Annotated in this window: 15 protein-coding genes and 1 tRNA gene; 8 read left to right on the top strand and 8 right to left on the bottom strand. The window is 65.6% G+C overall.

All coding sequences use genetic code 11. The annotated features are described in order from the left end of the window. Window positions 1–2: 2 nt before the first annotated feature. Window positions 3–683 (top strand): tRNA (guanine(46)-N(7))-methyltransferase TrmB, encoded by a 681-nt coding sequence (trmB, locus tag DD559_RS04990; RefSeq protein WP_116468207.1) that lies wholly within the window; start codon window positions 3–5, stop codon window positions 681–683. A gap of 80 nt (window positions 684–763) precedes the next feature. Here the strand turns inward: trmB and DD559_RS04985 are convergent, their stop codons facing one another. From DD559_RS04985 to DD559_RS04975, 3 genes are read right to left on the bottom strand one after another with little or no spacing between them, the layout of a single operon-like run. Beyond that, window positions 764–1,399 carry a heme exporter protein CcmB gene (locus tag DD559_RS04985; protein WP_116468206.1) on the bottom strand — a complete coding sequence of 212 codons (636 nt, stop codon included), beginning with the start codon at window positions 1,397–1,399 and terminating at the stop codon, window positions 764–766. Next, window positions 1,396–1,965: a heme ABC exporter ATP-binding protein CcmA gene (gene ccmA / locus DD559_RS04980; protein ID WP_165830933.1), complete on the bottom strand. Its 570-nt coding sequence runs from the start codon at window positions 1,963–1,965 to the stop codon at window positions 1,396–1,398. The genes DD559_RS04985 and ccmA overlap by 4 nt, the downstream gene beginning before the upstream one ends. Beyond that, window positions 1,962–2,366 (bottom strand): metallopeptidase family protein, encoded by a 405-nt coding sequence (locus DD559_RS04975; protein WP_206364445.1) that lies wholly within the window; start codon window positions 2,364–2,366, stop codon window positions 1,962–1,964. Before DD559_RS04975 ends, ccmA begins: the two co-directional genes overlap by 4 nt. Window positions 2,367–2,415: 49 nt before the next feature. Between DD559_RS04975 and DD559_RS04970 the strand changes: the two genes are divergently transcribed. Further along, window positions 2,416–2,709, top strand: coding sequence for a 4a-hydroxytetrahydrobiopterin dehydratase (locus DD559_RS04970; RefSeq protein ID WP_116468203.1), 294 nt, complete (start codon window positions 2,416–2,418; stop codon window positions 2,707–2,709). 58 nt (window positions 2,710–2,767) lie between these two features. Here DD559_RS04970 and DD559_RS04965 read toward each other — a convergent pair whose 3' ends face one another. After that, the gene (locus DD559_RS04965; protein ID WP_116470726.1) at window positions 2,768–3,502 is read right to left on the bottom strand and encodes an energy transducer TonB; all 735 of its coding nucleotides are present in this window, start codon (window positions 3,500–3,502) and stop codon (window positions 2,768–2,770) included. A 93-nt stretch (window positions 3,503–3,595) separates the two neighbouring features. On the opposite strand from DD559_RS04965, the gene DD559_RS04960 reads away from it, so the two are divergent. Together DD559_RS04960 and DD559_RS04955 are read left to right on the top strand one after the other, a co-directional pair. Then, complete coding sequence (locus DD559_RS04960; RefSeq protein ID WP_116468202.1) at window positions 3,596–3,916, top strand: hypothetical protein; 321 nt, start codon at window positions 3,596–3,598, stop codon at window positions 3,914–3,916. A 114-nt stretch (window positions 3,917–4,030) separates the two neighbouring features. After that, entirely contained in the window at window positions 4,031–5,827 is a 1,797-nt protein-coding gene (locus DD559_RS04955) for an aminopeptidase P family protein (RefSeq protein WP_116468201.1), read from the top strand. A 51-nt stretch (window positions 5,828–5,878) separates the two neighbouring features. Here the strand turns inward: DD559_RS04955 and DD559_RS20250 are convergent, their stop codons facing one another. Continuing rightward, window positions 5,879–6,010 (bottom strand): hypothetical protein, encoded by a 132-nt coding sequence (locus DD559_RS20250; protein WP_276308173.1) that lies wholly within the window; start codon window positions 6,008–6,010, stop codon window positions 5,879–5,881. A gap of 101 nt (window positions 6,011–6,111) precedes the next feature. On the opposite strand from DD559_RS20250, the gene DD559_RS04950 reads away from it, so the two are divergent. The 4 genes from DD559_RS04950 to DD559_RS04935 all read left to right on the top strand — a co-directional run bounded on the left by DD559_RS04950 (window position 6,112) and on the right by DD559_RS04935 (window position 8,806). Continuing rightward, window positions 6,112–6,186: transfer RNA gene (locus DD559_RS04950), tRNA-Thr, on the top strand. A 302-nt stretch (window positions 6,187–6,488) separates the two neighbouring features. Beyond that, window positions 6,489–6,671: a hypothetical protein gene (locus DD559_RS04945; RefSeq protein ID WP_116468200.1), complete on the top strand. Its 183-nt coding sequence runs from the start codon at window positions 6,489–6,491 to the stop codon at window positions 6,669–6,671. Window positions 6,672–6,746: 75 nt separating this feature from the next. Then, complete coding sequence (locus DD559_RS04940; RefSeq protein WP_116468199.1) at window positions 6,747–8,132, top strand: radical SAM/SPASM domain-containing protein; 1,386 nt, start codon at window positions 6,747–6,749, stop codon at window positions 8,130–8,132. A gap of 14 nt (window positions 8,133–8,146) precedes the next feature. Beyond that, on the top strand, window positions 8,147–8,806 hold the full coding sequence (locus DD559_RS04935) for a hypothetical protein (RefSeq protein WP_116468198.1): 660 nt from the start codon (window positions 8,147–8,149) through the stop codon (window positions 8,804–8,806). A 24-nt stretch (window positions 8,807–8,830) separates the two neighbouring features. On the opposite strand, the gene DD559_RS04930 is transcribed toward DD559_RS04935, so the two are convergent. From DD559_RS04930 to DD559_RS04920, 3 genes are read right to left on the bottom strand one after another with little or no spacing between them, the layout of a single operon-like run. Further along, window positions 8,831–10,441, bottom strand: coding sequence for an alpha-L-fucosidase (locus DD559_RS04930; protein WP_116468197.1), 1,611 nt, complete (start codon window positions 10,439–10,441; stop codon window positions 8,831–8,833). A 2-nt stretch (window positions 10,442–10,443) separates the two neighbouring features. After that, window positions 10,444–13,314, bottom strand: coding sequence for a TIM-barrel domain-containing protein (locus DD559_RS04925; protein WP_116468196.1), 2,871 nt, complete (start codon window positions 13,312–13,314; stop codon window positions 10,444–10,446). 33 nt (window positions 13,315–13,347) lie between these two features. Beyond that, window positions 13,348–14,979 carry a DUF5597 domain-containing protein gene (locus tag DD559_RS04920; protein WP_438270376.1) on the bottom strand — a complete coding sequence of 544 codons (1,632 nt, stop codon included), beginning with the start codon at window positions 14,977–14,979 and terminating at the stop codon, window positions 13,348–13,350.

The raw sequence follows: 14,979 nt of genomic DNA, 5'->3' as shown, positions 1-14,979 counted from the left end.
CCATGGCCGATCCCACTACCATCCGTCGTCTCTATGGCCGCCGCCAGGGGCATAAGCTGCGCCAGGGCCAGTCCGAACTGGTCGAATCGCTGCTGCCGAAGGTCAGCGTGCCCGAACAAGGCCCGCTGAACGCCCAACGCCTGTTCGGCGACGATCGCCCGCTGGAACTCGAGATCGGTTTCGGTGGCGGCGAGCATCTGGCCGGTCAGGCAGCGATGCGGCCCGATCACGGCTTTATCGGCTGCGAACCCTTCCTCAACGGCGTGGTCGGCGCGCTCAACCATATCCGCGATGGCGATCTCAAAAATGTTCGCCTGCATATGGGCGATGCGCTGGAAGTTGCAGAGCGCCTCCCCGATGCCAGCCTGAGCCGCGTCTATCTCCTCCACCCAGATCCCTGGCCCAAGGCGCGACACGCCAAGCGCCGCATGGTCAATCATGGCCCGATGGATCTTATCGCGGCGAAGCTGAAACCCGGCTGCGAATTCCGGCTGGGAACCGACGATCCTACCTATTGTCGCTGGGCGATGATGATCATGGGCCAGCGCAGCGATTTCGTCTGGCAGGCGCAGACGGCACAGGATTTCCTGACCCGCCCTGCCGACTGGCCGGAAACCCGCTACGAACGCAAGGCTCGCCGCCAGGGGCACGAGGTGTGGTATTTCCGGTACGTGCGGCAATAGCGCAGGTCCTTGAACGACGCCGTTCGGCCCGCCCGGCGACGTCAGTCCCTGATGCCGACGTCAGGCCCGGATGCCGCGGTTCAGCCCCGTCCCATCCGCATGGCAGCGGCGGCGACCCAGGGGCACCCCGCGACGAGCAGCAAGCTGATCGCCGCCAGCAGCTTGAAGGCTCCCGGCGTACCGCTGGTTGCGGCTGCCCCGAAGATCAACAGCGGCACTGCGAAGGGGAGCATCACCAGCCCGGCCAGCGCGCCCGCGCCCCGCAGCCCGGCAACCAGCCCCGCCGTAGCAATGCCCAGCGCCGCCAGCCCAGGCGTGCCGATCGCCAGTGCCAGCAGAATCGTCCCCGGTGCGGCGCCCGGCACATGCAGTAGCGCCGCCGCAACGCAGGTCGCCGCCATCAGCGCAGGGCCGAATCCCAGCCAATGGCCAAGCATCTTCGCGGCCGCGATTCCTGCATCCGAAAAGCCACGCACCACCAGTTGGTCGAGCACGCCGCTCTCGACATCGGGCGCGACCAGTCGCTCGACCGGCAGCAACGCGGCGAGCAGTGCCGCCGCCCAGATCACCCCACCGCCGATCCGCCCCAGCAGCCGCGCGTCCGGCCCGACCGCGAACGGAAACAGAATCGCGACAAGCAGGAAAAAGGCGATGGGCAGCATCACCCCGCCACTGCTCCACGCCCGCCGCAGTTCGCGCCAGACCAAGGCGATCACAGCCGGATTTCCTGCGCGCCCGGCAACGCGATCGGCTGGTGCGTCGCCACCAAGACGATGCCGCCGGCCGCCCGATGCACCGCGATCCGCGCCTCCAGCATCGCGAGCGAGGCGGTGTCGAGGCCGTTGCCCGGCTCATCGAGCAGCCAAACCGGGGCGGCGCTGGCCAGGACGCGCGCAAACGCAGCCCGGCGTCGCTGTCCGGTAGAAAGCAGCCGGACCGGGACGTCCGCGATATCCCTCAACCCCACTGCCGCCAACGCCTCGGAAACCGCATCGCCGTGCGCGTCCAGCCTCGCCCAGAAGCCCAGCGCAACTGCCAGCGTGCGCTCCGAATCGAGTGCGGCAGCTTCACTCAACAGCGCCCGCGCACCCTCGCCCGTCACCCTTCCGCCCAGCGGCGCCAGCAACCCGGCGGCGATGCGGATCAGGCTCGACTTGCCTACCCCGTTCGGCCCGAGCACCAGTCCGGCCTCTCCTGGCCCGAGCGCGAAGCCCAGCGCCTCGAACAGGATCCGGCCGCCGCGAAGGCAGGTGACGTCCTCAAAGGCCAGGCTGGCGCTCAACCGGCAGCGTCTTCCAGCGCGTGCATGTCGCCGTCCGACAGGCCGAAATGATGTCCAACCTCGTGCACCACGACATGTTGCACCAGCCGTTCGAGCGATTCGCCGGTCTCCACCCATTCGTCGAGGATCGCACGGCGATAGAGGTGGATACGATCGGGCAGTCCGCCCGAATCGAACGCCGACTTCTCACCGATCGGGCGGCCATGGTACAGGCCGCTCAGCGCGAAGGGATCGTCGATGCCGAGCGCATCGAGCGTCTCCTCGTCGGCGAATTCCTCCACCAGCAGCACCACGTCCGCCAGATGCGTCTGGAACGGCTCGGGGATGCGCGCCAGTGCGGCGCGCGCGAGACATTCGATCAGGGCCGCATCGGGGGCGAAGGTTGGTGCTTGCTCCGGCATGACCGAATGCATAGGCGGACGGGCAGAGTGGGAGCAAGGAGGGGATAGCATGGTAGCGCGTTTGACCGATGGCCTGCGCGAGGAATCGCTCGCGGCACTGCCGGCCTGGAGCTACGAACCGGGGCGCGACGCGATCACCCGCCGGTTCCTGTTCACCGATTTCACCGAAGCCTTCGCCTTCATGACGCGCGTCGCGCTGATCGCGGAGAAGGCCGATCACCATCCCGAATGGTCGAACGTGTGGAACCGGGTGGACATCTTGCTGACTACCCATGACGCGGGCGGCCTTTCGACCCGCGATTTGCAACTGGCCGCCGCGATCGACGCGCTGGTGAAGGCATAATCTGCCAGAAACTGTGCGGCACCTGCGCTCCCCGCTCGCATACGGGAGGGGAGCAGATTCACTCCCCCGCCTCTGGGCTTTCATACAAGTCCCAGCGATGTTCGCCTGTCACGGTATCGGCATAGGGCCGGCCCGCGGGATCCTTGCTCGGCACATAGCGGAAGCGCTTGCGGATCAGCGCGCAGGTCGTTTCGTCGAGGTCGCGGTTGCCGCTCGACCGGGTGACGGTACAGCTCGAAACCCGGCCGTCCACGCCCACCACGAAACGTAGCCCTACCGTACCGCTCGCCCCCACCTTCAATGCCGCGGGCGGGTAATCGTCATCGGTGATCCGTCCGCCGATCCAGCGGAGCGGCTCCCCGCCCCCGCCGCCCGGCCCGTTGCCGCGCCCACCGCTACCGGTTCCCTCACCGGTGCCGCCCGCGCCGGTCCCCGGCCCCGCCACCAGGGCAGCACCGGAAGCGGAATCACTGGCGGCGGCGGGCTTGGGCGCGGTGACCAGGGGCGGCGGCTGGAGCACCACCGGCGGCGGCGGCGCGACCACCTCGGTCGCCTTGGAAACGCGATTGGGTGGCGCGGCGGCCCCCTGCGCCTTCGGTGCCGCCCGATCTTTTGCCGGTTCCGGCGCCGGCGGTGGCGAGGGTGACCGAACGTCGAAACTCAGAAGATCCGGATCGGGATTGTCGCGGACGAGCACGCGCGGCTGCAATCCGGCGAGCAGCAGCGCCGCCAGCAGCCCCTCCACCACGATCGCTGCGACCGTGCCGCGCAGCCGGGAGCCACCGGAAATCATCGGCTGCGCCCCGGTTGTTTCGGGTTCATGCAACCGAAATGCGGTGTGGCACATTGATACGCATCGAACACGAACCGAAGATGGGGTCCGAATATGCGTAAGACAATTGCCGCGCTCGCCGCCTTTGCGCTGGTCATGCCGGTCGCGATGCCGATCAGCACCGCCAGCGCCCAGTCGCGCTATGAAGGCAAGTCCAGCCGCGGCTATCGCTATGTGAAGAAGTGCCGCAGGTCGAAGGGGGAAGCCGGCCTGATCGCTGGCGGTGTCGCCGGCGCGCTCGCCGGCCCGGCGATCGTGGGGGGTGGTCTGCTCGGTGCCGCGGCGGGCGGCGTCGCCGGTGCGCTCGGCGGCCGCGCGATCGATCGCACGCTCACCGCGAAGAACCGCTGCTACTATGTGAAGGTCCGTCGCTGACGAACCCCAGGGGCGGGTCCGACCCCGCCCCTTTCCAAATTCCCCTGCATCGGCCAGAAACCGGGCCATGTCGCGGTGCGCCGCGCCCGCCCCAAAGATGCAGGAAGCACGCGTATGTCCAGCTATGCCGATCGTCTGAACGCCCTTCGGGAACAGCTTTCCCGTGATGCGCTCGACGGATTTGTCGTGCCGCTCACTGACGAGCATATGTCCGAATATGTCGGCGCCTACGCCCAGCGCCTGGCGTGGCTCACCGGCTTCCAGGGCTCTGCCGGCACCGCGGTCGTGTTGCCACAGGAAGCCGCGATCTTCACCGACGGGCGCTACACCCTTCAGGTCCGCCAGCAGGTCGCGGCCGATCAGTGGGAATATGTCGGCGTACCCGCAACCAGTGTCGCCGATTGGCTGGGCACGCACGCCCCCAATGGCGGTCGCATCGGCTATGATCCCTGGCTCCACACCCGCGCCTGGGTGGAAGAAGCCCGCCAGGCGCTGTCCGACAAGGGCGCGACGCTCGTTCCCGTCGCTCGCAACCCGATCGACGCCGTCTGGGCGGAACAGCCCAGCCCCTCCGACGCACCGCTGGCGGTGCTCGACGATGCGCTGGCAGGCAAGTCCTCCGCGGCCAAGCGCGCCGACATCGCCGACTGGCTTCAAGCCCGCAACGCCGACGCGGTAGTAATTGCGGCGCTCGATTCAATCGCCTGGACCTTCAACATACGCGGCGGCGACGTCACCCACACCCCTGTCGCGCTTGCCTACACGGTGGTCCACGCCGACGGTACCGCCGACCTGTTCGTGGCACCCGAAAAGGTGACCGACGCGGTGCGCCAGCACCTCGGCAACGCGGTGCGCATCCAGGATCGCGCAGCGTTCGCACCCTCGCTGGCGGGCTTCACCGGCAAGCGCGTCGTTGCCGATCCTGGAACGGCGGTAGCGGCGATCTTCGATGCATTGGAGACAGGCGGCGCCACCGTGATCGCGCTGCGCGACCCTGCGATCCTTGCCAAAGCAATCAAGAACCCCGCCGAAGTCGCCGGCCACAAGGCCGCGCAGGCCCGCGACGGCGCCGCGCTCAGCCGCTTCCTGAAGTGGTTCGAGGAAACCGCGCCGCAGGGGGGCCTCACCGAGATGTCGGCGGCGGACAAGCTGCGCGCGTTCCGCGAGGCGACGGGCCGGCTCAAGGACCTGTCCTTCGACACCATCTCCGCCACCGGTCCCAACGGCGCGATCCCGCACTATAAGGTCACCGACGAATCGAGCCTGCCGATCGAACGTGGCCAGCTGTTCCTGATCGATTCGGGCGGCCAATATGGCGACGGCACTACCGACGTCACCCGCGTGATGCCGGTGGGCGAGGCTGCCCATGAGATGAAGGACCGCTTCACCCGCGTGCTTAAGGGCCATATCGCCATCGCCACCGCGATCTTCCCCGACGGCACGACCGGCGCGCAGATCGACGGCTTCGCGCGGCGGCCGCTCTGGGAAGCCGGGCTCGATTTCGCGCACGGCACCGGCCACGGCGTCGGCGCCTATCTCTCGGTCCACGAAGGCCCGCAGCGCATCGCGCCGCCTTCCTATCCGGGCGGCCAGGCACTGGAGCCGTTGCGGGCCGGCATGTTCCTCTCGAACGAGCCCGGCTATTACAAGGCCGGCGAATACGGCATCCGCATCGAGAATCTCGTGCATATTGTCGAGCGGACGATCGCTGGCGGCGACAAACCGATGCTGGCGTTCGAGACGCTCACCTTTGCGCCGATCGAGCGCACCCTGATCCTGCCCGAGTTGCTGACCCCGGAAGAGCGCGCCTGGCTGGATGCGTATCATGCCGAGGTGCTGGCGATCGTCAGCCCGCAGCTGGATGGTGCGGACCGGGCCTGGCTCGAAGCCAAATGCGCGCCGATCGGATGAGGCCTTTGCGATCCTCCCTATGGCGGGGAGGATCGCAGCCGCTCGATTCGTCTATTTCTCTGCAGGCTGCTCCGAGGCCTGCCCGGCGGCTTCGGTCTTTGCCCCGCGCGCCTGCGCTTTGCGCCGTCGCAGATTTTCGCGCAGCTTTTCGGCCAACCGGGCCTGCTTTTCCACATCCTTCATGTCAAAAGCGATAAACCGGCACGATGCGGGTTGACAATCGGCACCCGCGCTGCACATAGGCGCCTCCCGATTGGCGCTGGCCAACGGGTATCGGAAACAGTGCTGCCGTAGCTCAGTGGTAGAGCGCATCCTTGGTAAGGCTGAGGTCGCGAGTTCAATCCTCGCCGGCAGCACCATTTTCCCTCCCCCCGGCCATGAGTCCGGCCCCATTCCCGCCTCGCTAGCGCCCAGGATTTGATCCATTTCGGTTAAGCCGATCTGCTGCGCTCCATCGGCAATCGGTCAAGCTGCGATGATGATGGGCATAGTACAATATCCGATATCGACTCATCTGGCGGGGCAGAATAATTGACCTTCTTCAGGCCCGGTCGCACAATGACCATGCCTTGGAAGCACTCGATACTTGGCATCAGTCTATCTATATATTTCGTCGGATCGATTTCCGGGGCGCTCTCATCCTGCTTGAAAGGAAAGCGTCATGTCGACTCCAGGTCATCTGCATACGCCTGCGTATCTTGAAGGTCTCGCCACCCAGCTTCGCGCCGAAGCCGACCGTGCCGAGGCGCGCGCGAAGCGCCTGAAAACCGGCGAGGAGTTGGCCGGCTGCGAACCGGGCTGCTGGAACATCCTGTCTACCTGCATTCAGATCCAGCCGCTCTGACTACCGCCGCGCGGGCCGCGGCGAAGCCGCGACCCGCTACCGGTGCGAACATTCACCAAGGGAGGAGTTTTCGCCATGGGGGCAGAGCCCAGCGCCATCATGCCTACGCTGAAACCGGCGGTACGGCTCAAGCCGATGCGCGGCTACGCGCTGGCCCACGCGCATCATCCCTCGTTGATCCGGATGATCGATCCGTCGCACGCCTTTTTCCTGTCACTGTGCAGCGGCGGGCTGAACTTGCGGGAAATCGCCTATCTATATGGCGAGACGTTCGGTTTGGCCGAACCCGAGCGCGTGGAGCAGGCAGGGCAGTTGCTGGAACTGTACCGCATGTTCCTGGACTTCCACCAGCAGCGGGGCCAAGCCACGCCGCGCTTCGCACCCGAACGCTTCCTCTATCCCGGCGACGACGCGGTGATCGCCGCCGCGGCGCACGGCAAGTGGCCGGTGCCCGCAGGCATCAACGTCACCCTCACCTTCAAGTGCAACTTCAACTGCTCCTATTGCTATCAGGACCTGCTCCAAGCCGGCGACCAGCGCTGGGATCTCGCCAAATGCACCGATCTGGTGGACGAGGCGGCCGATTGGGGCGTGGTGTTCCTCGGGCTGACCGGCGGCGAGCCGACCATCTTCCGCGGATGGCTGGAACTGATCGAGCGCGGCCTTTCGCGCGGCATGATCCCAACCATGACCAGCAACGGCACCGTGATCGGCACCAGCGCTGAATTCGCCCAGCGGCTGGCGGCCGCCGGCATGGAGGAGATCACGATCAGCTTCGATGCCCCCACCGCAGACCTGCACGACGCCGTGACCCAGTCGCGTGGTCATTTCCCCAAGGTGGTGGCGGCGATCCGCTACCTCGTCGATGCCGGCCTGCGGGTGGTGATCAAGAGCGTGCTGACGCCCGCCACCCAGCATGCGATCGAGCCGATGATCGAGATGCTGGTGGACCTGGGTGTCCATGAAATCGGAATTTCCTACATGGAAAGCGGCGCGATAAAGTCTGGCGCCAATTCGGCCCCGAACGTGACGATCGACGAACTGGGCGCGGTCCGGGCGCGGGTGCAGGCGCTGCGCGAACGCCATGCCGGCCGGTGCGACATCCATCCGCCCAAGGACGCGACCCGCAAATGGAAGGACGACGACTGGTACCCGTGCGGCGGCATCAACATGGGCATGTCGATCTTCCCCAGCGGCGACGTCTCGGTCTGCGACAAGATGCACAAGGTGAGCGACTTCACCTATGGCAACGTGTTCGAGGCGGGGCTGGAGGCGATCTGGAACGGTGACGCCTTTGCCGCACTTCGCGCCCGCACCGTTGATCCCGACCATATCGACCCGGACTGCGCAAAGTGCAGCAAGCTCTATTCCTGCCGCACATCCTGCTTCGTCGATTCGTTCAACGCCACCGGCAAGTATCTGGCGAAGGACCCGCATTGCGGCGGCCCGTTCTTCAATTGAGGGGGGAAGCGCGCATGACACCGCGATTTGCGATCGGCTATCACGCCGAACTCACCGAAGCGGCCAATGATGGCGTGTTCGACCAGCAACAGCTGGGCTATGTCGTCGCGGCGAACATCGCGCAGGACCTGCTGCAAACGCAGAGTGTCGTCCATTTCGACAACTGCGCCTTTGCCGGCGGCATCGAGCATATCGCCGCCGAATGGGCCGTGATCGAACAGTCCGGGCACACGCACGGCGACGTCGCACTCGCGGCCTTCGGGGCATTGCTGCATACCACGCAGGATTTCTATGCCCATTCCAACTGGATCGAACTCCATGTCGATCAGGCACCGATTCCGGTCTGGAACCAGCGGCTGGACAGCCTGCCCGCGGCGATCGTCAGCGGCACCTGGTGGATGGGTTCCCCGAAGCTGTGCGGGCCGGGTGCGCCGAGCCACGACCAGCTCAACAAGGACAGCCCGACGTCGAACGAGGGCAAGAAAGTGGTCGCCACCGGCCCCAATGCGGGGAAATCCCTGTTCGACCTCGCTTATGCCACGGCGCTCGCGGCGACGCGGGAGCAATATGCCCGGATCGCCGGGATCGGCGTTCCGGATGCCCCCGCCGCCGCTGGCATGGATGCCGTGGGCTGGATCATCGCGGCGCATCGCGAGTTGCGCGGCTGCCACTAAGGCGGCCGCGCCCTCCCTCCGGGGTCACCCCCGCCGCAGGCCGTCGATCCGTACCACCGGCACCGTGCCGAGCCCCTTGGGCAGCGTAACCGTCAGCCCGGCCTGTGCCTGGCGGAACGGCACGTCGCCGCCGCCCAGCAGTCGCGCGCGCGCCACCCGGCCGGCCTTTAGCCCGAGCGCCTTGACCGTCACCGGTGCGCTCGGCGCCTTGAGGAAGAACAGGTACAGCGTGTCGCCCTTGGTGGTGAAGCGCACATCCTGTTCGGTGAAGCCCTTGAAGCCGTTCTCGTTCTGCATGCCCGCGGCGAGCTGGGTTGGCCCCTCGCCATAGACGCGCCACGGCCGGGTGCCGAACACCGCCTCGCTGTTCACCGCCATCCAGGCGCCGAGATCATCGAGGATGCGCTCTTCCTCCGAGTCGATCGATCCGTCGCCGCGCTGCGGCACCGAGAGCAGCAGGTTGCCGTTCTTCGAGATCACGTCGGCCAGGCGCTGGAGCACGTCGTTCGCCGACTTGTAGCGCTTCTCGGTGTAGAGGCTTCGCTTGTAGAACCAGTCGCCCAGGCAGGTGTCGGTCTGCCAGGGCTCGTCCCACAGCCGGTCGGCGAAGCCGCGCTCGACATCCTGCACCAGCCCGAAGCGTGCATAGGGCTTCAACTGCTTGGCGTTGAGCACCACGTCGATCTTGCCGCTCTTGGCGATCGAGCGGTTGTAGTAATCGGCTGCCGCCGCCAGCCCGATGGGGCCGAAGGGCAGTTCGTAATCGTCGAAATAGCAGAGATCGGGCTGGTATTTGGTCACCAGATCGACCTGACGCTGCAGCCAGCGCGTCGCATAGCCGGCATCGCCGGCCGGCCCATGCTCCACCCACTGGCCGTCATGGTCGTCGTGCCACTCGCCCATGGCCTTCATGGTATCGAGACCCTCGGGCGCAACGATGTGCTTGCCGGTATAGAGCAGCTGTGGATCGAGCCCTTCCCACCATTTGCCCGCACCATCAGCCTTGGTCAGGCGGAAAGCGTCGTAGCGTTCGCCCTTGCGCGGGCCTTCGGGATCATAGCCATAGGCGGTCTGGAACCAGTGCCAGGCATGCGCGGCATGGTTGGACACGCCGAAACGCAGGCCGTGCGCGCGCGCAGCCTTGGCCCAGGTACCGACAATGTCGCGCCTCGGCCCGACGCGCAGGCTGTTCCACGGATGATGCGCGCTATCGTAGCAATCCAGATTGTCATGATGGCAGGCGAGCGACACGAAGTATTTCGCACCCGCCTTCACATAGCGCTGCATCAACGCCTCCGGGTCCCAGTTCGCCGCGGTCCAGCGGTTCTGGACCTCCATCATGCCGACATCGGCAGGATGGCCATAGGCCTTGCGGTGAAACTCGGCCTGAGGGTGCCCCTGCTGATAGAGGTTGCGACCGTACCAGTCGCCCTGCTCCGGCACCGATTGCGGCCCCCAATGCGACCAGATGCCGAACTTCGCATCACGAAACCAGTCCGGGTAGCGATAGTTGGAGACGAGTGAGGGCCAGTTGGCCTGGACCGGCCCCCGCGCCGTTACTTGCGCCCGCGCCACCGCTGGCAGGGCGGCAAGCCCCGCCAATACCCCGCGACGCCGCCACCCTGATCCGATCATTATTACCTCCGCTGAACCACGACAGTACCACCTTGATACCGAACTTCAGCGTCAAAGCCATTGTCATCGGTCACCGGCTTGCTGGCGCTGACCCATTTTACCCGGAAGCTGCGGGCGGCAGGCATCCCGGCCCAGCCCTTCCCCTCGCGTGCGCCGATCGTCAGCGTGCCCGCCTTCTCGTCATACGTTAGCGGAATGCGGCTATACGCGCCCGCCTTGTACTGCTCGCTGCGGCCATCATCCTCGTAAAGCGAGAACTGACCGTTCGCGCCGGTATAGACGGTGATGGTCAAAGGCGCGTCCCGCTGCTGGTCGACATATTGCGTCACCGGCCCCATCGGCACGATCGCACCGGCGCGGACGAACAGCGGCATCCGTTCGGCAGGCGCGGCGATCCCGGCGATGGTGCCACCGCGATAGGTCTTCGCCGTGGCGAAGTCGTACCAGGTGCCGGTGCCGGGGAAATAGACGGTGCGACTGCGCGCCTTATACTCGGTCACAGGTGCAACGAGGAAGGCGTCGCCGAACAGATACTGGTCGTCGATCTTCCGCGCCTTGGCGTCGGCGGGATAATCCATCACCATGCCCCGCATGATGCTGCCGTCCTTCCAATAGGCGTCGGCGCCCAGCGTGTAGATATAGGGCATCAGCCGATAGCGAAGCTGATCATACCATATCATCGCCGCGCGCATCGGCGAGCCTTCGGGCGAAATCTCGTAAATTTCACGGAACGGCGCCTCGCCGTGGCTGCGGAACAGCGGGCTGAACGCACCGAACTGGAACCAGCGCAGATTGAGCTCGCGCCATTCTGCCAGATCTTCCGGCGTCGGGTTCTTCGCCTCATAGCGCGGCTCCACGGCGAAGCCACCGATGTCGTGCGTCCAATTGGGCAGGCCGGACATCGCCGTGTTCACCCCCGCCGAAATCTGCGCACGCAGATCGTACCAGCGGGTCGCCACGTCGCCCGACCATACCGCCGCGCCGTAACGCTGGAGCCCGCCGAAACCCGAACGGGTGAGCAGGAACGGCCGCACATCGGGCTTGAAGCTCCGCCAGCCTTCGAAAAAGGCCCGCGCGTTCATCAGCGGGTAGCTGTTGAAATACTGCGCCGCCGGGCCGACCGCGGTCGGCCCCATGGTATCCATGCGCTCTTCGATCGAGAGGTTCGAATGCATGTCTGGTTCGCTGGCATCGGCCCACCAGGCATCGGTGCCGAGCACGCCCAGCTTTGCCTCCACCTGTTTCCAGAAAATCCGCCGTCCCTCGGCCGAATAGGGATCGTAGAAGGTATTGGCATAGCCGGGGCCGACCCAATCCTTATTCCCCTGGCGCAGATTGCCCTGATAAGCCGCGCCCGCGGCGTTCAGTTCCTTGTAGTTCTCGGTCGTCGGATAGAATTTCGGCCAGACCGAAATCATGAACTGCGCGTGGTTCGCATGCACCTTGTCGATCATCGCCTTGGGATCGCGGAAACGCGTCGGATCAAAGGCATGGCTGCCCCAATCGTCATCGCGCCAATAGCGCCAGTCGAGCACGATATTGTCGAGCGGGATGTTCAGTTGGCGATAGCGATCGACCACGCCGGTCACTTCGTCGGCGGTATTGTAGCGCTGGCGCGACTGCCAGAAGCCATACACCCATTTCGGCATCATCTCGGCCTTGCCGGTCAACTGGCGATAGCCGGCGATGGCGCCGTCCATATTCTCGGCAGGTATGAACCAATAGTTCTTGGCCTGCCCCACTTCGCTGGTGAACCATAGCGAATGGCGATCCGGCGCGGGCAGCGGATCATTGTGGAGCAGCGCCATATATCCCGCGTTCGGCTCCCATTCGATGCGGATCTTGACCGGCTTGCCCTTCACCATCGGCAGGTCGAAATTGGCGTACCAGGGATTCCAGTTCTGCCGCCAGCGATCCAGCATGAGCTTACCGTCGGCATAAAGTTTGAAATAGCTGGAGGCGTAGAGCTGGAACTTGTGCGTGCCGCTCACCTCGGGTTGAAGCTCGCCGGTCCACACCACCGTCTGCTTCTGCACCGCGTTGCCGGCAGTGTTCTGGCCGCCCGTCGCCGCCACGGTACGAGCCTTGGCTTCCTCCGGCCAGTTCTTCTGATCCTTGATATACTGGTAGTTGATCGTCGTTTCCTGACGCGAGACCGCCAGCTTGCCGTCGAGGAAATAGTCGGCCTTCCAGCCGGGCTTGCCGTCGCTTGAAACCTTCAGCCCCTCGCCGACCATCGTGTAGGGCTTGGGGTTGCCGAAGCGGGTGATGCTCGAATTGTCCCAAAGCAGCCCATAGCTTCGCGTGGAAACGACGAACGGCACACCGATGTCCATGTTATGCTGGGCGAGTTCGACGTCCTCGCCATTGTAATTCATCTGGGCATTCTGGTGCTGGCCGAGCCCGTACAGCCCTTCGTCGCTGCTGCGGTTGAACTGCTGGCTGACGCGGACGAACGGCTTGCCGTCCACCGTCACCGGCTGGAATGCCGCCTGGCCGGACTCGGCAAGCAGTTCGCGGCCCTTGGGATCGGTGAAGCGGACGCGGCCGGTGGCGATCTCGATATCGGCGGTGGCGCGGGGTGCCTTCACCAATACATGCCCGTTCGCGCTCTGCACCTCGAACGCGCCGGCGGCGGGCGGGTTGGGCGCCATCAGGCTGGGCGCCAACGTGGCATTCTCCATTCCCTTGGGCAGGGCCACGACATGGAAGATGCCGTCGCCATGCACCGTCACTTCCACCTTCGCGGCGCTGCCGCCGGTGGGGGTGACGGTCACGCCATGTTCGGTACGCGCATAGCCATCTTCCTGCGCCGCCCGCGCGGCACCGATCGCGCTGCCCGCCAGCAACGCCGCGATCCACACCTTCTTCATGCCCGCATCTCCCTAATTCTCGTTCGGTACCGCTCAGCGCGCGCGGCCCATGGTGATCTTCAGCACTTGCGGCCGATCGACCAGATTGAGACCGTAGTCGGTCTGATCGCCGTTCCAGATCCGCCGCATCCGCCACTGGCCATCGGCGAAGCTGCCCTCCTCCGCACGGAGCATCAGCCCGCCCGGCGCGCTGGCGGGTGCCGGCGTGAAACTCACCCGCACATGATCGCCGACCACCAGAAATTCGTCGTCGGAAAGCTGCGCCACCGCGACGCCGCCGATCTTCTCCGCGCCCCAGGGGGCCGGATCCGCCTTGAGCCAGCTCCAGTCCTTCATGCCGAACTGCCATTGGCCCCAATCGGCGGTGATCGTCCATCCGCCCATGGTCGTAGCGCGGGGTTTGCCATCGTCCGGCTTGGCGACACCCCAAGTTGGACGGGTATAGGCGATCCGCGCCCAATCGCGCGCGATGCCGTGCAGCATCGCATAGGGCAACGCGAAGGCGTCGAGCGTTGCGGCGTCGAGCGCCTGCGCGCCGAGTGGAAAGTTGAAATAGCCGGTGCCGTCCATCCCGAACGGCGCAAAGCCGATCGCGCCACGCCCCAGCGCCGCGTAGAAAAAGCGGGCGAATTCGCGCGCATTGCCGATTTCCGGAACCATCAGCGCGTTATCGGCCCGCGCGAATTTTTCGAGATAGATGGCAACGTTGTCGCCATTGCGATCATAGATATCCGGTGCGGCGAAATCGATCGCGGGCGCGGCCGCCTTCCAGATATCGAGCACGTCCTGCTGGGCCCCGCCGCTCGCCACGCCATTGGGATCGGGCACGTTGGAGGGGCCGGCCAGCGCCGCATTGACGTACATCGGCAACGGCTTCACCGCCTTGCCCGCCGCGGCAATCGCGTTCACGTAGCGGGCGACATACCAGCTGTTGAAGGCTCGATCGGCCTGGGCGCCGAACACTGCCGCCCAATTGCCGTGCCGGCCGATCTTGCGGGCAAGTTCGGCGGGAATGTCTTGCGCGAAGAGCAGGTTCGCCTCGGCAGAATAGTCGCGCGGATTGCGATAGCTGCCAACCTCGTTCTCCGGCTGGACCAGGATCACCGTGTTCTGGGGATCATGATCGCGCAGATATTCCATCAGCTTCACGAACGCGCGCTGATCCGCCCTTAGCGTCTCCGCACCGTGGGCGCTCAGCACGTCATGGTCCTTGCCGTCGCGCGTCTTCATCCGCGGGAAACGCCGCGCGTTCAGCTTGACCCAGTCGGGCGTATAGCTGAATCCGGTGTTCTTCCACGTACCGAACCACAAGAGCACCACGCGCTTTTCGTGCGCCCGCGCCTGATCGAGCAGCGTCTGGAGAAAACGAAAATCGTACTGCCCCTCGCGCGCCTCCACCTGCTGCCACGCGATCGGCACTTCGATTGTGTTGGCATTGATCCGGTCCAGCACGTCCCATGCGCTGGCGAGCGGTTCGGGATAGTTGCTGGAATTGTTGACCTGCGCGCCCAGCATCAGGAAGGGCTTGCCATCGACGATCAGCGCATGGCGTCCATTGCGCGTTTCAATATGCGGCACCGGCGTGGCGGTTTGCGCAGTGGCGGAGACGGGAAACCCCGCCAGCAGCATGGCGACGCACCGCGCCACCGCCTTGTTCGACCCCAT

Origin of the sequence: Sphingomonas pokkalii (assembly GCF_003096275.1) — a bacterium.
GTDB classification, from domain to species: Bacteria; Pseudomonadota; Alphaproteobacteria; order Sphingomonadales; family Sphingomonadaceae; genus Sphingomonas; species Sphingomonas pokkalii.
The sequence above is the reverse complement of the archived record's forward strand: the minus strand, read 5'-3'. Positions and strand labels throughout refer to the sequence as shown.